General features: G+C 63.1%; 13 protein-coding genes. 3 read left to right on the top strand and 10 right to left on the bottom strand.

Going from position 1 to position 17,546, the window contains the following annotated elements:
- Window positions 1-114: 114 nt before the first annotated feature.
- From galE to mscL, 3 genes are all read right to left on the bottom strand, one after another.
- A complete protein-coding gene (galE, locus tag QMO80_RS09990; protein ID WP_283199902.1) occupies window positions 115-1,149 on the bottom strand; it encodes a UDP-glucose 4-epimerase GalE in 1,035 nt (344 codons plus the stop codon).
- A 396-nt stretch (window positions 1,150-1,545) separates the two neighbouring features.
- Window positions 1,546-2,712, bottom strand: coding sequence for a pyridoxal phosphate-dependent aminotransferase (locus QMO80_RS09995; RefSeq protein WP_283199903.1), 1,167 nt, complete (start codon window positions 2,710-2,712; stop codon window positions 1,546-1,548).
- Between the two features lie 122 nt (window positions 2,713-2,834).
- On the bottom strand, window positions 2,835-3,272 hold the full coding sequence (mscL, locus tag QMO80_RS10000; RefSeq protein ID WP_097624861.1) for a large conductance mechanosensitive channel protein MscL: 438 nt from the start codon (window positions 3,270-3,272) through the stop codon (window positions 2,835-2,837).
- A gap of 221 nt (window positions 3,273-3,493) precedes the next feature.
- Between mscL and QMO80_RS10005 the strand changes: the two genes are divergently transcribed.
- Window positions 3,494-6,997 carry a PAS domain-containing hybrid sensor histidine kinase/response regulator gene (locus QMO80_RS10005; RefSeq protein ID WP_283199904.1) on the top strand — a complete coding sequence of 1,168 codons (3,504 nt, stop codon included), beginning with the start codon at window positions 3,494-3,496 and terminating at the stop codon, window positions 6,995-6,997.
- Between the two features lie 2 nt (window positions 6,998-6,999).
- On the opposite strand, the gene QMO80_RS10010 is transcribed toward QMO80_RS10005, so the two are convergent.
- Window positions 7,000-7,554 carry a TetR/AcrR family transcriptional regulator gene (locus tag QMO80_RS10010; RefSeq protein ID WP_283199905.1) on the bottom strand — a complete coding sequence of 185 codons (555 nt, stop codon included), beginning with the start codon at window positions 7,552-7,554 and terminating at the stop codon, window positions 7,000-7,002.
- 164 nt (window positions 7,555-7,718) lie between these two features.
- Here QMO80_RS10010 and QMO80_RS10015 point away from each other — a divergent pair, with 164 nt between their 5' ends.
- Window positions 7,719-8,912 (top strand): MFS transporter, encoded by a 1,194-nt coding sequence (locus tag QMO80_RS10015; RefSeq protein WP_283199906.1) that lies wholly within the window; start codon window positions 7,719-7,721, stop codon window positions 8,910-8,912.
- A gap of 55 nt (window positions 8,913-8,967) precedes the next feature.
- On the opposite strand, the gene QMO80_RS10020 is transcribed toward QMO80_RS10015, so the two are convergent.
- The 3 genes from QMO80_RS10020 to QMO80_RS10030 form a co-directional block, all read right to left on the bottom strand.
- Window positions 8,968-11,322, bottom strand: coding sequence for a methyl-accepting chemotaxis protein (locus QMO80_RS10020; RefSeq protein WP_283199907.1), 2,355 nt, complete (start codon window positions 11,320-11,322; stop codon window positions 8,968-8,970).
- Between the two features lie 259 nt (window positions 11,323-11,581).
- Window positions 11,582-12,046 (bottom strand): nuclear transport factor 2 family protein, encoded by a 465-nt coding sequence (locus tag QMO80_RS10025; protein ID WP_283200159.1) that lies wholly within the window; start codon window positions 12,044-12,046, stop codon window positions 11,582-11,584.
- Between the two features lie 82 nt (window positions 12,047-12,128).
- Window positions 12,129-12,533 carry a GFA family protein gene (locus tag QMO80_RS10030; protein WP_283199908.1) on the bottom strand — a complete coding sequence of 135 codons (405 nt, stop codon included), beginning with the start codon at window positions 12,531-12,533 and terminating at the stop codon, window positions 12,129-12,131.
- 114 nt (window positions 12,534-12,647) lie between these two features.
- On the opposite strand from QMO80_RS10030, the gene QMO80_RS10035 reads away from it, so the two are divergent.
- Window positions 12,648-13,091 (top strand): MarR family winged helix-turn-helix transcriptional regulator, encoded by a 444-nt coding sequence (locus tag QMO80_RS10035; RefSeq protein WP_283199909.1) that lies wholly within the window; start codon window positions 12,648-12,650, stop codon window positions 13,089-13,091.
- A 143-nt stretch (window positions 13,092-13,234) separates the two neighbouring features.
- Here the strand turns inward: QMO80_RS10035 and QMO80_RS10040 are convergent, their stop codons facing one another.
- The 3 genes from QMO80_RS10040 to QMO80_RS10050 all read right to left on the bottom strand — a co-directional run bounded on the left by QMO80_RS10040 (window position 13,235) and on the right by QMO80_RS10050 (window position 17,391).
- Window positions 13,235-13,444 carry a cold-shock protein gene (locus tag QMO80_RS10040; RefSeq protein ID WP_003545273.1) on the bottom strand — a complete coding sequence of 70 codons (210 nt, stop codon included), beginning with the start codon at window positions 13,442-13,444 and terminating at the stop codon, window positions 13,235-13,237.
- 452 nt (window positions 13,445-13,896) lie between these two features.
- Complete coding sequence (locus QMO80_RS10045; RefSeq protein WP_283199910.1) at window positions 13,897-16,113, bottom strand: FAD-dependent oxidoreductase; 2,217 nt, start codon at window positions 16,111-16,113, stop codon at window positions 13,897-13,899.
- Window positions 16,114-16,182: 69 nt separating this feature from the next.
- Window positions 16,183-17,391, bottom strand: coding sequence for an acetyl-CoA C-acetyltransferase (locus tag QMO80_RS10050; RefSeq protein ID WP_283199911.1), 1,209 nt, complete (start codon window positions 17,389-17,391; stop codon window positions 16,183-16,185).
- Window positions 17,392-17,546: the final 155 nt, after the last annotated feature.

The raw sequence follows: 17,546 nt of genomic DNA on the forward strand, positions 1-17,546 counted from the left end.
TCCGTTGGCCGGGGCCAGGAGATGCTCGATTTTTCCCTATTCACGTCATGTCATGCAGGTCCCGCAGGCACGGGGATGGTCAACGGGCCGATGCGCGCTCTCGCCGGAAGCGCTTCAGAAGGAAGCGGCTGCGAGTGCCCGGTGGATGCTGTGCAGGTCGTCGACATTTCTGTTCGCCAGGAAGAGTTCCCAGTCGAGCGAGCTTTGCACGATGGTTTCCAGCGAATCGTGCCTGGGCTTCCAGCCGAGCACCTGCCGGGCGAGCGAAGCGTCGGCGACGACGCTCGCCGAATCGCCGGCGCGGCGCGGCGCCATGTGGATCTTGAAGGAATGGCCGTGCAGGCGGGTGACCATGTTCAAGACGTCGAGCACGGAATAGCCGCTGCCATAACCGCAATTGGCGACGAGCGAACCCTTGTCCCTGCGCAGGTGCTGCAGCGCTTTCAGATGGGCATCGACAAGATCGGTGACATGGATGTAGTCGCGCACGCCGGTGCCGTCATGGGTGGGATAATCGATACCATAGACGCTGACGCTGTCGCGCCTGCCGAGCGCTGCCTCGCAGGCAACCTTGATCAGGTGGGTGGCGCCTGAGGTCGACTGGCCGGCGCGGTGATCGGGATCGGCGCCGGCGACGTTGAAGTAGCGAAGCGCGACATAGTTGAAATCATAGGCGGCGGCGGCATCGCGCAGCATGAATTCGGTCATCAGCTTCGACTGGCCGTAAGGATTTTCCGGATTGAGGACGGCCGTCTCCTTCACCGGCAGGTCGCTCTTCTGCTGACCGTAGACGGCCGCCGTCGAGGAGAAGACGAAGTTGCGGATGCCGGCCTTGATCGAGGAGCTCAGCAGCGCGCGGGTCTTTCCCGAGTTGTTGTCGTAATAGGAGAGCGGATCGGCGACCGAGACCGGGACGACGGCGGAGCCGGCAAAGTGGATGATCGCCTCGATGTCGTTCTCGATGAAGATCTTCTTCAAGATGTCGGGATCGGCGACGTCGCCGAGATAGAAACGCGCCGCCGGCGCCACGGCCCAGCGAAAGCCCGTGGAGAGGCGGTCGAGCACGACCACATCCTCACCCGCATCGAGCAGCGCCCAAACCATGTGACTGCCGATATATCCGGCGCCGCCCGTCACCAAAACCGCCATGTCCCGCATCCCTGCCTTGTTTTATAGCAGGGGCATCAGGCCCGGTTTTTCTTTCCAATTTTCTTATCGAATGGCCGTTCGAGGCCCTTTGAACCGGTATGTTTGGACTTGTGGTTAGAGGCGGATTTCAGGCTTTGCTCAAGTTTTATCGATCGGGCGATTCCGGCACGAAATCGCGGCATTCGCGCCTGATGGCTGCCCCTCACCCTAACCCTCTCCCCGCTTGCGGGGCGAGGGGACGTGTCCTGCGAGAGGCTGGCGGGGGACGGAGAGGTTGCGGCACATCCCCTTCGCCCCGCGAGCGGGGAGAAGGTGGCGGCAGCCGGATGAGGGGCAGCCCTCACCTATCTCCTGGACCGTGGATGACGCTCCTTTTCGCAACAGGCCGGACCGATGTCAGCGCTTGAGGATATAATCGCAGAGACGCTCGGCGGCGACCGCCACCTGGGCGGGGTCGCGCAGAAAACAGGCGCGCAGGAAGAGTTCGCCGCCGGCACCGAACGCGGTTCCGGGGGCAAGGCCGACGCCTGTCTTGTCGACGATGTCGATGGCAGCGCTGCGGCTGTCGGTGACGCCGTCGATCTTCAGGAAGGCGTAAAGCGCGCCGTCCGGCTTCAGCGTTTCGACACGGTTGGTGGCGACAAGCGCATCGCAGAGGATATCGCGGGAACGGGCCGCCTTGGCGATATTGGCGCGCACGAAATCGTCGCCCTGATCAAGGGCTGCGACGGCGCCCTTCTGCATGAACTGGGCGACACCTGATGTCGAATACTGGATCAGGTTTTCGAGCACCTGCCCCATCTCGGGCGGGGCGACGATCCAGCCGACGCGCCAGCCGGTCATCGACCAGTTCTTCGAAAAGGAATTGACGAAGACGATCTTATCGTCGGGCTCCATCACATCGAGGAAAGAGGGCGCCCGGCCGCCGGCAAAATAATAGAGGGCGTAGATTTCATCCGCCATGATCCAGAGGTCGTGCCGGCGGGCCAGCGCCAGCATATCGGCCAGATCCTTTTTCGTCGCCGTCCAGCCCGTCGGGTTCGACGGCGTGTTGACGAAGATGCCCCTGGTCTTCGGCGTGATGGCGGCTTCGACGCGGTCGAGATCGACCGCCCATTTGCCGCCTTCGAACTGCAGTTCGACGCCGACGGAGCGCGCACCCGCGATCTCCAGGGCTGCGGCGATATTCGGCCAGGCGGGGGTGAGATAGACGAATTCGTCACCCGGCGAGGTCATCGTCTGCACGGCGATCTGGATCGCCTGCATGCCGGAGCCGGTGACATAGAAATGCTCGACCGGAAGCCAGTGTCCGAAATGCCTGAAGTAATAATCCGAAAGCGCCTGGCGAAGCTCGGGAATGCCGCGCTGCCAGGTGTAGAAGGTCTCGCCTGAAGCAAGCGCGTCCATCGCCGCCCGGCTGATGAAATCCGGCGTTGGCAGGTCGCCTTCCCCCACCCAGAGAGGCAGCAGGCCTTCGCGGCCGCGGGCATAATTGACGACTTCGACGATCCCGCTTTCTGGCGCCGCCAAGGCGCGCGGGCTGAGGCTCTTCACAATCGACATGCATATCTCCGGTTTCCGCCTTCATAGAGGATTTGCGCCGGCAAATCCCATGATATCCAGTGATGGCACATCGATTTTCGTGATGAATGAGTCCGGCCGGAACGGATGGGCTCCAGCTCGGATCAAGCCGTCGGGCGTGTGGCCAGAAGATCGCGGATTTCCGTGAGCAGCTGAACGTCTGCCGGCGGCGGGGGCAGTTCCTCCGGTGCGGCCTTTTCCTTGCGCTCGACCTGGGCACGCAGGGTGTTCACGCCCTTGACCATCAGGAAGATGATCCAGGCAAGGATCAGGAAGTTGATGAGCACGGTGAGGAAGCTGCCATAGGCAAACACCGCCCCTTGCGCGCGGGCGGCTGCCAGTGTCGGCGCGTTGACGGCCGAGGAGAGCGGCAGGAAATAATTCGAAAAATCGAAGCCGCCGAAAATGGCGCCGACGATCGGCATGATGAGGTCGTCGACCAGAGATTTGACAATGCCACCGAAGGCGCCGCCGATGATGACGCCGACCGCCAAATCCATGACATTGCCGCGGGCGATAAAGGCTTTGAATTCGTTGAGCATCGGATCCGTCTCCCTTCGATCCATTTCAGAGAGTATGCGATGGATTTCATTAGCTACATCTTCATTGCGATTAATCAATCGGCAATCGCAATTATTTGGCAATACCCCCGGTGGTCTTTGACTTAAGGCCTAGACGGGCGGGAATTTTCAACGCCTCTGAAATGACTTAAGCTGAAAGGGTTGCGGGAGGTCCCGGCGGGTTTTCCGCCGGCGGAGGGTCAATGCTTCCAGGCTGGGTCATATTCGCGTCTGCCTTCGGCTATCTGCTCCTGCTTTTCGCCGTGGCAAGCTATGGCGACCGCAAGAAGCGCGGCCCGGGTGCGCTCGAAGGCGGATGGCCGGTGGTCTATGCGCTGAGCCTGGCGATCTACTGCACCTCCTGGACCTATTTCGGCAGCGTCGGGCTTGCGGCACAGCGCGGCCTGGAATTTGCCGGCATCTATATCGGCCCCATCTTGGTCTTCACGCTCGGCATGCCGCTGCTTCGCCGGATCATCGAGCTCGCCAAGGCCGAAAAGCTCACCTCGGTCGCCGATTTCGTCGCCGCCCGCTACGGCAAGAATCCGACGGTCGCCACCATCGTGGCGCTGATCTCGCTGATCGGCACCATTCCATATATCGCGCTGCAGCTGAAGGCGATCTCCAGCACCGTCAGCGCCATGGTCAATCCGTCCGATTACGGCATCGGCAGCGGCAATCTCTACTTCCTCGACCTCCCGCTCGTGGCAACGCTGGTGCTCGCCTGCTTCGCCATCATGTTCGGGACCCGGCATACGGATGCGACGGAGCATCAGGACGGGCTGATCCTGGCCGTCTCGATGGAATCCGTGGTCAAGCTCGTCGCCTTCCTGACGGCCGGCGTCTGCGTCATCTGGTTTCTCTTCGACGGCCCGAGCGATCTCTGGCAAAAGACCGTCGACAACAGCCTCGTCATGTCGGCGCTCAGCTACCACACGCCGATCAGCCGCTGGATCACCCTGATCGCCCTGTCGGCCTTCGCAATCATCCTGCTGCCGCGGCAATTCCACGTGACGGTCGTCGAAAACCGGACGCCGAAACAGCTGAAACTCGCGGGCTTCCTGTTTCCCAGCTATCTGATCGCGATCAATCTCTTCGTGCTGCCGGTGGCGATCGGCGGCCTGCTGACCTTCGGCGGCACGGGTAACGCCGACTTCTACATGCTGTCGCTGCCGCTGGCCGGCGAGATGCCCGTGGTGTCGCTGATCACCTTCATCGGCGGTTTCTCGGCCGCAACGGCGATGGTCATCGTCGATTCCGTGGCGCTGTCGATCATGGTGTCGAACGACATCATCATGCCGATCTTCCTGAGGCGCAAACTCGCCGGCCGCGCCAGCCAGCGCGACAATTTCGCCAAGACGCTGCTCAACATCCGCCGCAGCGCCATCTTCGCCGTGCTGCTGTTCGGCTATGCCTATTACCGCTCGACCGACAGCACAGCCGGCCTTGCCTCGATCGGCCTGCTTTCCTTTGCGGCGATCGCGCAGATCGCCCCAGCGCTGTTCGGCGGGCTGATCTGGCGGCGGGCCAATGCACGCGGCGCGATCCTCGGGCTGACCTCGGGCTTCGTCATCTGGGTCTACCTCTTGTTCCTGCCTTCGCTCGGCGGCCCCGATTATTCCTATGTGGCGAGTGCCGTGCTCGGCTTCATCTTCCCGGGCACCACGCTGTTTGCCGCGCCCGACGCCGATCCGCTGGTCAATGCGACGGTCATGAGCCTGCTCGTCAACACCGCCTTCTTCATCGTCGGCTCGCTCACCCGCAATGCGAGGCCGCTGGAACGCATCCAGGCCGGCATCTTCGTCAAGCGGCATTCACGCTCGCAATTCGCCACGCGCGGCTGGAAGACCCGCATCAGCGTCGGCGATCTCAAGGCGGCGATCTCGCGCTATCTCGGCGAGGAGCGCATGCAGCGCTCGTTCACCACTTACGAACAAAGCTCCGGCCGCAAGCTGGAGGACGAACAGCCGGCCGACATGGCGCTCATCCATTTCAGCGAGCAGCTGCTCGGCAGCGCCATCGGCTCGTCCTCGGCCCGGCTGGTGCTGTCCTTGATCCTGCAGAAGACCGAGGACGCCTCTTCCGACACCGCCTGGCTGCTCGACCAGGCGAGCGAGGCGCTGCAATATAACCAGGATATGCTGCAGACCGCCCTTTCGCAGATGGACCAGGGCATTGCGGTGTTCGACAGCTCCAACCGGCTGACGATCTGGAACCGGCGCTTCCGGCAATTGCTGGATCTGCCGGAAAGTGCCGGCCAGGTCGGCTTCCCCTTGGCCGATATTGTCAAAACACTCAGCGAGCGCGGCGACATCGCGCCCGGCGATCTCAGCCAGACGGTTCGGCATTTCCTGACGCTCGACAAGCCCTTCGCGCTGGTGCTTGGTGGCGGTGAGCGGATCATCGAGGTGCGCTCCAACGCCATGCCCGACAAGGGCATTGTCGCCACCTTCACCGATATCACCCAGCGCGTAAACGCCGATCAGGCGCTGAAACAGGCAAATGAGACGCTGGAGCAGCGCGTCGCCGAACGCACGGCCGAGCTGACCCGCGTCAACCACGAACTCGGCGAGGCGCGGGCCGCTGCCGACGAGGCGAATATCGGCAAGACCCGTTTCTTCGCCGCCGCCGGCCACGACATCCTGCAGCCGCTGAACGCCGCCAGGCTCTATTCCTCGGCGCTGGTCGAGCGCATGGCGCAATCCGACAACAGCCCGATCGTGCGCAACATCGATTCGGCGCTGGAATCGGTCGAGACCATTCTCGGCGCCGTGCTCGACATCTCCAGGCTCGATACCGGCGCCATGCGGCCGCGGCTTGCTGCCGTCGCACTTTCCGACCTGCTGAAACGGATCGAAACCGATTTCGCGCCGATCGCCCGGGAAAAACAGCTGAAGCTGGTGGTCATGCCGACCTCGCTGCGCGTGCGCTCCGACCCCAACCTGCTGCGCCGCCTCGTGCAGAATCTCGTTTCCAACGCCATCAAATATACGATCACCGGCAAGGTGCTGGTGGGCGCGCGGCGGCGCGGCAATCAGGTGATCATCCAGGTGATCGATTCCGGCATCGGTATTCCGCCATCGAAATTCCGCACCGTGTTCAAGGAATTCGCCCGGCTGGATGAAGGCGCGAAAACCGCCTCCGGCCTCGGGCTCGGCCTTTCGATCGTCGACCGCATCGCCCGCGTGCTCAACCATCCTGTGGAGTTACACTCGACGCATGGCAGGGGCACGGAGTTCCGCATCGCCATGCCGCTCGACGTCTCGCGCCCGGCCGAGGCGGCAGCGGCCATTGCCCCCACCGAGCGGCCGGTGCAGCCGCTGAAGGGGCTGAAGATCCTCTGCATCGATAACGAGCCGAAGATCCTCGAAGGCATGCGGCTGCTGCTCAGCGGCTGGGGCTGTGAGGTCGCGGCGCTCGATTGCCTCGCCGACGTGATCGCAAGCGACGGCCGTGACGGGCCGCCGGATCTTATCATCGCCGATTATCATCTCGACGACGGCACCGGCATTGCCGCGATCCTGCATCTGCGCCGGCAGTTCGGCGCCGACATCCCCGCTTTGCTGGTTACCGCCGACCGCACGCCTGAAGTGCGCAGCGAGGCCGAGCGGCAAGACATCGCCGTTCAGCACAAACCGGTGCGGCCGGCGGCGCTGCGCGCCTATATCACCCAGATTTCCGGTCTCAAGCGCGCCGCCGCCGAGTAAGATCAGCCCGCGCGCATGACGCGCGCGACCAGATCACGCACCCGCGCGCCATCCGGCACGTCGCCGAACAGGATGCGGTACATGATCGGCGCCACGACCCGATCCATGACGTCGTCGACATCCGGGAAACCCTCGCCGCGGGCCTTTGCCCTCTCGGCGATGACGACGATCTGCTGGCGGGTATATTCTGAGCATTTGCAGGCATTGGCGCCGGCTTGGGCCGCGAGCACGTCGCGGATCATTTCGCGGCCCGGCCCGGAGGACATTTCCTCGGCATATTGCTCGGCCCAGGCTTGAAGATCGGCCCTGCCGCTGCCGGCGTCGACCGGCTGCATATCCGGCCGCAGCCGTTCGACGGCGACATCGGCAAGAAGCTGTTGCAGGTCGCCCCAGCGGCGATAGATGGTCGAGGGCGTCACACCGGCGCTGGCGGCGATCAGCGGGATCGTCACCTCGGCGCGGTTCATCTCGGCCAGCAGCTCGCGGACCGCCTTGTGCACCGATGCCTGAACCCGGGCGCTTCTGCCGCCCGGACGGAGATTCTCTTTAACTGCCATGCCTGCAACTCGAACCTTCTATCCCGGAACCTTCCGGGCGACACGCATTACACACTCATGGTTCAAAATCTTTGACAGAACCATAAACGCAAAGAATTTGCCTTTAGCATGCATTCGCCCTACATGGAGCTAACGCAACGGCTTAGCTTTAAGAGGGCTTATATATGGTCGCCGCCGCCAAATCCACCGAGAATGCGCCGCACCCCTCGATCGGTTTTCATGCGCTGACGCTCGCCACCTTCTTCGGTGCTTCCGCGGCGCCGACGCCGCTTTACCGGATCTATCAGCAGAATTTCGCGCTCTCGCCGGTGCTGATCACAGTCGTCTTCGCCGTCTACGCCTTCGCGCTGCTGGCAGCACTGCTGACGGCTGGTTCCATCTCCGATCATCTCGGCCGCAAGCCGGTGATCTTCTTCGCGCTCCTGCTCGAAATTGTCGCCATGGCGCTCTTCGTCGTCGCCAGCGGCCCGGGCTGGCTGATCGCGGCGCGGGTCGTCCAGGGTGTTGCGACGGGCATCGCCGGCGCCTCGCTCGGCGCCGCTCTCGTCGATGTCGACCGGGCAAAGGGACAGATCGTCAATTCGATCGCGCCGCTCTGCGGCATGGCGGTGGGCGCGGTCGGCACCAGCGCCCTGATCCAATACGGCCCCTTCCCGATGCATCTCACCTATGCGCTGCTGCTTCTCGCCTTCACGCTGCTGGCGGCCGGCATCTGGCTGACGCACGAGACCGGTGGCACACGGCCGGGCGCTTTCGGCTCGCTGATCCCCAGGATCACAGTTCCCCAGCAAGTGAAGCGGCCGCTGTCGCTGGTGACGCCGATCAACATTGCCAACTGGACGCTTGCCGGCTTCTATCTCTCGCTGGTCCCGTCACTGGTCGCCAGCACGACCGGCAGCGGCGCGCCGCTGACCGGCGGAGCCGTTGTGACTGCACTGATGGTGAGCGGCGCGATCGCCGTCTATCTCAGGCGCAGCAGGTCGGCTTCGGCCAATCTCGGCTTCGGCGTGTCGGCCAAGACGCTCGGCATTCTGATGGTCGTTGCCGGCGTGCATCTCGCCAATGTGCCGCTGCTGCTGATCGGCACGGTCTTCACCGGCGCCGGTTTCGGCACCAATTTCCTCGGTTCGATCGGCACCATCATGCCGCTCGCCAAGGCGGATGAGCGGGCCGGGCTGCTATCGGCCTTCTACGTGCAGAGCTATCTCGCCTTCAGCCTGCCGGCGATCCTTGCCGGGTTCCTGGCGAAATCGGCCGGTTATGCGCTGACGACGGACATCTATGCGACTGTAATTCTGCTGCTGATGGGCGCCGGGCTGCTGGGGCTTCGCGCCGGATGGCGGAAGGCGGCCGTCTGAGGACGGCCGCCGTAATCATCCATGGATCCGTCCCCGTTCCGTTGGACGGATCGGATCAGAAATCCTCCCAGCCAGGGTCGGCGGGAGCTGCCGCCTTCGAACCGCCGCCAAGCGCGGCCGCCAGCGTCTTCTTCAACGCACGGGCCGGCGAGGGAACGGGGATCGTCGCATGCGACGATACGATTTTCGGAGCGGCGAGCGGACGCGGCGCGTTCGAACGCGACATTGCCGTCATGCCCGTGCCCGCATCGAGGCGAAACTGACCCAACCGTCCGGAGAGAGCCGAGACCTCGGTCGCAAGCGTGTGGGCTGCCGCATTCGACTCCTCGACCATGGCGGCATTTTTCTGCGTCGCCTGGTCCATCTGATTGACGGCGGTGTTGATTTCCTGAAGGCCGGTCGACTGCTCGCGGGCGGATTGGACGATCGCGTGGACATTGCGGTCGATCTGCTGCACCTCCTGAACAATCCCCTCCAGGGCATCGCCGGTCTCACGCACCAGGGCAACGCCATGGCGCACCTGGCCGCCCGAGGCGCCGATCAGCGCCTTGATCTCCTTGGCCGCGCCGGCCGACCGCTGCGCCAGCTCCCGGACCTCCTGAGCGACGACGGCAAAGCCCTTGCCGGCTTCACCGGCACGGGCCGCCTCGACGCCGGCATTCAGCGCCAGCAGGTTGGTCTGGAAGGCGATCTCGTCGATGACGCCGATGATATTCGAGATCGACTTGGAGGACTGTTCGATGTCGTTCATCGCTTCGACGGCCCGTTGCACGATCTGGCCGGAGCGTTCGGCATTTTCCTTCGTGCGAACGACCATCGATCCGGCTTCTTCGGCACGCGCCGTGGAATCCTTGACGGATGTGGTGATCTGCTCGAGCGCTGCGGCCGTTTGCTCGACGGAGGCAGCCTGCTGTTCCGTCCGGCGCGCAAGATCGTCGGCAGCAGAACGGATTTCCTCGGTGCCGCTTTGGATGACCTCGGCATTTTGCGAGAACGACACCAGCGCCGAACGCAGTTTGACGACCGACTCGTTGAAATTGATGCGGGTCTCGTCAAGCGTCGCGGCGAAAGGATGCTCGAGCGCGCTCGTCATATCGCCTTCGGCAAGTTTGGCCAGGCCAAGCGCCAATTCACCGACGGCGAATTTGACGTCCGCTTCCTGGGCCTGGTCGATCCGGGCGCGCTCGGCACGCTCCCTTTCCTGCAGCGCGCGGTTTTCTTCCGCCTCGGCCTCCAGCCGCGCCCTGTCGCGATTGCTCTCCATCAGCGCCTTCAGCGAGCGCGCGAGATCGCCGATTTCGTCCTTGGCGTCGCCGTCCTTCAGGGGCACATCGAGTTTGCCTGCGGCAATCTCGGCAGTCTCGGCGATGACGCCGGAAATCCGGCCGACGAAGCGGCGGGCGATAAGCCACACGGCAAGGCCGAGCAGCACCGCCGCCAGGCTCGTCGCGACGATGGCATCCCGCACCACCGCATAGAGCGGCCCGAAGAGTGTTGCCTTCGGGACCGACACGATCGCATACCAATTGGGGCTCTCGGCAAGCTTGACGGCGATGGCGATCGCCAGCGAGACGCTGCCGTCCTCGTTGATCACCTCATGCTCAACACCGGGCTTGGCGATCAGGCGGTCCCAATCCGCCGTCTTTGCCCCCGTCTCGGAAAGGCTTTTGCCGATGAGGCCCGCATCCGGATGACTGACGATCTTGCCGGCGCTGGTCACCAGGCCAAGGAAGCCCGCCCCCATCGGGCGGCTGGCCGACAGCGCCTTGGCGGTGTCCTGCAGCGAAAGATCGAGGCCGGCAACGCCGACCGCTTTGCCGTCGATGACAATCGGCTTCGTGACGGAGGTCATCAACACGTCTTTTCCATCGATCGCATAAGAATAAGGCTCGATGACAAGGGTTTTGCGCTGCGTGAACGGCAGCTGATAATAGTCGCCCGGCCCCGCCGTTGCGTAATCGGTCAGCGCGGTATGGGTGATCTTGCCGCCGCTGCGCACCCAGTAGGGCACATAGCGGCCCGTCGCGTCGTATCCTTCCTTGCCGACATAATCCTTGTCCTTGCCGTCGAAAGCATTCGGCTCCCACCCGGTCCAGGTCGCCAGGATTGCAGGGTTGGCCTGCAGCATGTTGAGCAGGACCTTGTCCGCCTTGGCGCGATCGGTGTCTCCAAGCTCCTTCATCGTCGTCAGCACGGCGTCAAGTCCGTTGACGATATGCACGGTGCCGCCGATATCCCGTTCGACTTTCAGCGCCTCGGCTGTCGCGATCTGGCGCATCTGTTCGATGCTGCCGCTGCGGATTTCGGTATAGGACCGATAGAAAATGACGCTGGAAGCGACAATAACGGCAATGACGCCGCAGGCCGCCACAGAGAAAAGATTGCGACTTGTCGTAGACTTGAAAAGCATGTTCCCGCTCGCCCCGCGCTGTACTGACGCACGCCTTAAGTCCAATTCGCCGGCGCGTTTAGACAATCGTCATCCAGCAAAAACTGAAGGCCCCCGATATTCATGCTGGCAAAATTTGATTAAAAGAAAGTTCTTATGCTCTGAAGCACCGCCGCGCTCCTTCAGATCCGCGCCCCGCGCCTTAAGTCTTTATTTTCTCGTATGTCTTTGCCGCAAAATCGCTGCAGGGTCTGCCCGAGATGCTTGAGCGGCGGCAGAATTATTCGACGGAGCCCGCAGTTTGCGGCTTGAGATCAAGCAGCGCGCGGCCGCTGCCGTCCATGGCGAAGGGCACCGAGGCGTGCTGATGGGCGACCAGCCAGCGGCCATCCCGCTTGACGAGGCCGAGCGTCTGGCGGAACCAGAGATCGACCTCGGCGCCATCGGTCTTGGTCCCGGTCATGCGCATCAGACCACTCCAGAAGGCGACATCGCCGCCGAGCGTCAATCTGGCATCGCGCACTTCGCCGCCGATCGGGCCTTCCCAGCTATCGAACCATGCCTGCAGGCCGACCGCGTCCCTGCCATTGCTGACGAGCGGCGGCGCCAGCGAAAACTCGACGGAATCCTCGGCCTCATAGGAAAGCGCCTCCTCGGCATTTTTTTCGCCGATCGCCTTGGCCCGCATCATCAGCATGGCGATGACCGCCTCTTCTTCGTGCCTGAGATTGGCTTCGTCTTTCACGATCATTCTCCTTTTCCACTACGGCCAGAGGACGAACGAGAGGAGGATGATCCGACAACCGCCGCACAATTTGCTGATTGCTTCAGAGATAACTCGTCACTTCAGGCTCGTTCCACCAGGCATCGTGCCTGCCGTCGTAATAACGGACTGGTAAGGCTGCCAGTTCCTCAGGGGTGAGATCGTCGAGGCAGGCGATGTTGATCGAGACATAGGCGCCACCGATCGCCTCGACATAGCCGTCGCCGAAGGCGGGCACACCGCAGGTGCGGCAGAAGCGGTGGTGACCGCTCATCGTGTTGAACTGGTAGTCCGATGTCTCGGCCTCGTCGCACATCAGCCGGAAATCCTCCGGCTTGACGTTGGCGCCCCAGTAGCGCCGCTTCGTGCAGATCGAGCAATTGCAGCGGCCGGTTCCCTCTTCGAGGTCGATATCCACCTCGTAGTGCACTTTGCCGCAATGGCAGCTTCCCTTGTAGGTCTTCTTCATGATGCGCTCCTCCTTGCCGTTGCATCCGCTTCCTGCATATGACAATATGTTGTCACTATGGATGAGATACAAAATAGACAACATGTTGTCAAACAAAATCGACCGGAGCGGACAATGGAGGGGAATGCCTTTTCCGCTTTCGCAATCACCGCCCTTCGCCTCGCCGGCCATCTGACGGCGGCCGGCGACCGGCTGGCAAAGCCCGCAGGACAGACGAGCGCGCGCTGGCAGGTGCTGGCCGCGGCAAGGCGCGGCGACATGTCGGTGGCGCAGATCGCCCGCGCGCTCGGCCTCGCCCGCCAGGGCGTGCAGCGGCTTGCCGATGTGCTGGAGGATGAAGGGCTGATCGCCTATGCCGACAACCCGCAGCACCAGCGCGCCAAGCTGGTGCGGCTGACGGCGGAAGGCGCCGCCCGGCTCGGCGTTATCGAGGTGGCGCAGGCCGGATGGGCGAATGGGCTGGGTGCTGCGTTTACGTCAGCCGAACTCGATGCGGCGCGGGCGGTGATGACGCGGGTGATGGAGATGCTGGAGAGTGGTGAGGCGGCTGGCGGCTGAGATCGCACTATGAGCGCGAGCATAGCGACCAGCCAGATACGAAAAAAGGTCGGGTTAACCCGACCTTCCCTTCCATCTCAACGAACCGTGCCAGTACATCCGTGGTCACGATCCGGAGATGATATTCAAAAAGCCTTAGAGGCTTAGGCCGCCTGGAGGCGGTCTGCCGACATCTTGCCGGACTTGTTGTCGCGGACGAGCTCGTAAGACAGCTTCTGGCCATCCTTGAGATCGCGCATGCCGGCGCGTTCAACGGCCGAGATGTGGACGAAAACGTCGGCAGCGCCGTCATCCGGCTGAATGAAGCCGAAGCCCTTGGTTGCGTTGAACCACTTTACGGTACCAGTGCTCATGACGATATCCTTTTCGAATCGCTCATAGAAGATTGCCGCGCGAACCGAAGCACGAGCGACGATGAAAACCGATTTTGGAGGAAGTTCGCCAGGAACGACGCGAGCGCCGTTTCAAAGTTCATCTAGCAAGATCGATGCGAGAACGTTTAATCGGGAATTGTGTCCGTGACAAGGCGCACGCCAAGGGAAAGTCGAATTCAGCTTGGTGGAGCATTTTTTGCACGTCGTGCCGTGTAAGCCCCCCTCTGCCCTGCCGGGCATCTCCCCCACAGGTGGGGAGATTGGCAAGTTGCCAAACCTTCCCGCCTCTCTTCCGTTTCGCCGGGCTGGACGCCAGTTGTTTGGGGAAGCGGGTACACCCAGCCGATCTCCCCACCTGTGGGGGAGATGCCCGGCAGGGCAGAGGGGGCCCCGCACGGCACGACAGTAAAGGTAGCCCGCCCTAAAACGACTTACGCCGCCGCCCCCATCTTCGCATAGGGATCAAACCGCCCATAAAACGTCTCGCCCTTGGCAGCCATGTCCTTCAGCAGCGGTGTCGGCTTGAAGTGATCTCCGTAAGCCGCCGCTAACTTCTCCGCCAACTCGACGAAAGCCTTCGCGCCCATCCCGTCGATATAGCTGAGTGCCCCGCCGGTATAGGGGGCGAAGCCGAAGCCGAGGATGGAGCCGACGTCGGCTTCGCGCGGGTCGGTGACGATGCCTTCCTCGACGGTGCGGGCGGCTTCCAGCGCGATGGTGACGAGGAAGCGTTGCTTGAGGACGGCGATGTCGACGTCATCCGCCTTCTTCTGCGGGTAGAGGCTCTTCAATTCGGGCCAGAGCGACTTCTTCGCCGGTTTCGGCGGGTAGTCGTAGAAGCCCTTGGAATTCTTGCGGCCGAAGCGGCCCTCCTTTTCCACCATGCGGGAGATCAGCTCCATATGCCTGGGGTCGATGGCCTTTTCGCCGAGATCGGCGGCCGTGGCCTTGAGGATCTTCAGCGAGAGGTCGATCGCGACCTCGTCGTTGAGCGCCAAGGGACCCACAGGCATGCCGGCCATCTTGGCGGCATTTTCGATCATCACAGGCGGCACGCCCTCGATCAGCATGTCGTAACTCTCAGACATGTAGCGCAGCACACAGCGATTGACGAAGAAGCCGCGGGTGTCGTTGACGACGATCGGCGTCTTCTTGATCGCCGCGACATAATCGAGCGCGACGGCCAGCGCCTTGTCGCCGGTTTCTTTGCCGAGGATGACCTCGGTCAGCATCATCTTCTCGACGGGCGAGAAGAAGTGGATGCCGATGAAATCGGCCGGGCGCCTGGAATTCTTCGCCAGGCCCGTGATCGGTAGGGTCGAGGTATTGGAGGCGAAGATCGCGCCTTCGGGCAGCACCGCTTCAACAGCTTCGATGACCGTTTTCTTCACCTCGCGATCCTCGAACACCGCCTCGATGACGAGGTCGGCGGTGGCGAGATCGGCATAGTCGGCCGAGGGCGTGATGCGGGAGAGCAGCGCTGCGGCCTCGTCCTGTGTAAACCGCCCCTTACCGACGGAATCCTTGACGAGGCCTTCGCAGACGGATTTGCCCTTGGTGGCAGCTTCCATGTCGCGGTCGATCAGCGTCACCGGGAGACCGGCGGCGGCGGTGACATAAGCGATCGAAGCGCCCATGAAGCCGGCGCCGACGACGCCGACATGTTTCAGTTCCGTCTTGGGAATGCCGGCGGGGCGGCGGGCGCCCTTGCCGAGTTCCTGCATGGAGATGAACAGCGAACGGATCATCGAGAAGGCTTCGCGGGTCTGCAGCACCTCGGTGAAATAGCGCTGCTCGATCTTCAGGCCGGTATCGAAGGGCACCTGCAGGCCTTCATAGACGCATTTCAGGATGGCAAGCGCGGCCGGGTAGTTGCCGGAGGTTTCGCGGCGCAGGATCGCGGGTGCGGCCGGCCAGAGCTGGGCGGAGGCCGGCGTCCAGATGCCGCCGCCCGGCAGCTTGAAGCCCTTCTCGTCCCAGGGGGCGACCGGCTTCAGCCCGTCCTTGATCATCTGCTTGGCGGCGGGGATCAGCTGATCAGGCTCGACCACCTGATGCACGAGGTTCATCGCTTTGGCGCGGGAGCCGCTCAGCGACTGGCCCGTCGTCATCATCTGCAGCGCATCCTGGGCGTTGGCGAGCCGCGGCACGCGCTGGGTGCCGCCGGCGCCGGGGAAGATGCCGACCTTGACCTCGGGCAGCGCGATCTTGACGCTCTTGGCATTGGAGGCGACGCGGCCATGGCAGGCGAGCGACAGCTCGAAAGCCCCGCCCATGCAGGTGCCGTTGATCGCCGACACCCAGGGCTTGCCTGAGGTTTCGAGCTTGCGGAACAGGCCGGACATGCGGCCGACGAGACCGAAAAGCGTCTGCACCGCCGTTTGCGGGCTCTTGGCCTTCTCGTCCTGATAAGAGCTGAACATCGACTTGATCATCGAGAGGTCGGCGCCGCCGGAGAAGGAGGATTTGCCCGAGGTGAAGACGACACCCTTGACGGCAGCGTCGGCGGTCGTGGCGTCGATGATGGCATTGAGCTCTTGCATCACCTCTGATGTGAAGACGTTCATCGATTTGCCGGGCATGTCCCAGGTGACGAGAGCGATGCCGTCGGCGTCGGTTTCGAGCGTGAAATTGGTATAGGTGCTCATCTTGGGGATTCCTCTCCCTGAATTCTCTTGCGGTGAAACCCTCCCCGAGAAGGGAGGGTTCATATCCGATCAAACGCGTTCGATAACCGTTGCCGTGCCCATGCCGGCGCCGATGCAGAGCGTCACGAGCGCGGTGTTCAAGTCGCGGCGTTCGAGCTCGTCCAGCACCGTGCCGAGGATCATCGCGCCGGTGGCGCCGAGCGGATGGCCCATGGCGATGGCGCCGCCATTGACGTTGATCCTGTCGTGGTCGATGTCGAAGGCCTGCATGTAGCGCAGCACCACGGCGGCGAAGGCCTCGTTCAGCTCGAAGAGGTCGATATCGGCAAGGCGCATGCCGGTCCGCTTCAACAGCTTCTCGGTGACATCAACAGGCCCGGTCAGCATCAGCGCCGGGTCGGAGCCGATATTGGCAAAGGCCTTGATGCGGGCGCGCGGCTTGATCCCCATGCTCTCGCCGCCCGCCTTCGAGCCGAGCAGGACGACGCCGGCGCCGTCAACGATGCCGGAGGAATTACCGGCATGGTGGACATAGTTGATGCGCTCGATCTCGGGATGGGCCTGGATGCCGACGGCTTCGAAGCCGCCCATCTCACCCGGCATCTGGAAGGACGGGTTGAGCGAGGCGAGCGCCTGCATGTCGGTGCCCGGGCGCATATGCTCGTCCTTTTCGAGGATCGTCAGGCCGTTCTGATCCCTGACCGGGACGACCGACTTGTCGAACCAGCCGTTTTCCCAGGCGTTGGCGGCGCGCTTCTGGCTCTCGACCGCGTAGGCGTCGACATCGGTTCTGGAGAAACCGTATTTGGTGGCGATGAGATCGGCCGAGACGCCTTGCGGCATGAAATAGGCCGGGAAATTCACCGAAGGGTCCATGAACCAGGCGCCGCCGGACATGCCGAGGCCGACGCGCGACATGCTCTCGACGCCGCCCGCGATGACGATGTCGTCGGCGCCCTGGGCGATCTTGCCCGCGCCGAAATTGACGGCGTCGAGGCCGGAAGCGCAGAATCTGGAAATCTGCATGCCCGGCGCCCGGGTGGAGTAACCGGCTTCGAAGGCGGCGGCCTTGGGGATGACGGCGCCGGCATCCATCACAGGATCGACGCAGCCCATGATGATGTCGTCGACGGTTTTGGTGTCGAGCCCGTTGCGGTCACGGATCGCTTCCAGCGTCTTGGCCGCCAGGCGGACAGACGGCACCTCATGCAGGGCGCCGTCCTTCTTGCCGCGGCCGCGCGGCGTGCGGACGTGATCGTAAATGAAAACCTCGGTCATTGTCTCGTCTCCCTGGCGGCGCGGCGGCGCCGGTGAATTTCAACTCCCCTTCTCCCCAGCGGGGAGAAGGTGGCCGAAGGTCGGATGAGGGGGCGCTCGCGGCAAACTCGGCCTTGCTTGCGCGCGGCCGTTCGCTCCTTCGTCGCTCACCCCCT

Origin of the sequence: Rhizobium sp. BT03 (assembly GCF_030053155.1) — a bacterium.
GTDB lineage: Bacteria > Pseudomonadota > Alphaproteobacteria > Rhizobiales > Rhizobiaceae > Rhizobium.

Bases quoted from the DNA above. Each gene is read 5' to 3' on its own strand.
- galE (WP_283199902.1), bottom strand. From the start codon at position 1,149: ATGGCGGTTTTGGTGACGGGCGGCGCCGGATATATCGGCAGTCACATG.
- QMO80_RS09995 (WP_283199903.1), bottom strand. From the start codon at position 2,712: ATGTCGATTGTGAAGAGCCTCAGCCCGCGCGCCTTGGCGGCGCCAGAA.
- mscL (WP_097624861.1), bottom strand. From the start codon at position 3,272: ATGCTCAACGAATTCAAAGCCTTTATCGCCCGCGGCAATGTCATGGAT.
- QMO80_RS10005 (WP_283199904.1), top strand. From the start codon at position 3,494: ATGCTTCCAGGCTGGGTCATATTCGCGTCTGCCTTCGGCTATCTGCTC.
- QMO80_RS10010 (WP_283199905.1), bottom strand. From the start codon at position 7,554: ATGGCAGTTAAAGAGAATCTCCGTCCGGGCGGCAGAAGCGCCCGGGTT.
- QMO80_RS10015 (WP_283199906.1), top strand. From the start codon at position 7,719: ATGGTCGCCGCCGCCAAATCCACCGAGAATGCGCCGCACCCCTCGATC.
- QMO80_RS10020 (WP_283199907.1), bottom strand. From the start codon at position 11,322: ATGCTTTTCAAGTCTACGACAAGTCGCAATCTTTTCTCTGTGGCGGCC.
- QMO80_RS10030 (WP_283199908.1), bottom strand. From the start codon at position 12,533: ATGAAGAAGACCTACAAGGGAAGCTGCCATTGCGGCAAAGTGCACTAC.
- QMO80_RS10035 (WP_283199909.1), top strand. From the start codon at position 12,648: ATGGAGGGGAATGCCTTTTCCGCTTTCGCAATCACCGCCCTTCGCCTC.
- QMO80_RS10040 (WP_003545273.1), bottom strand. From the start codon at position 13,444: ATGAGCACTGGTACCGTAAAGTGGTTCAACGCAACCAAGGGCTTCGGC.
- QMO80_RS10045 (WP_283199910.1), bottom strand. From the start codon at position 16,113: ATGAGCACCTATACCAATTTCACGCTCGAAACCGACGCCGACGGCATC.
- QMO80_RS10050 (WP_283199911.1), bottom strand. From the start codon at position 17,391: ATGACCGAGGTTTTCATTTACGATCACGTCCGCACGCCGCGCGGCCGC.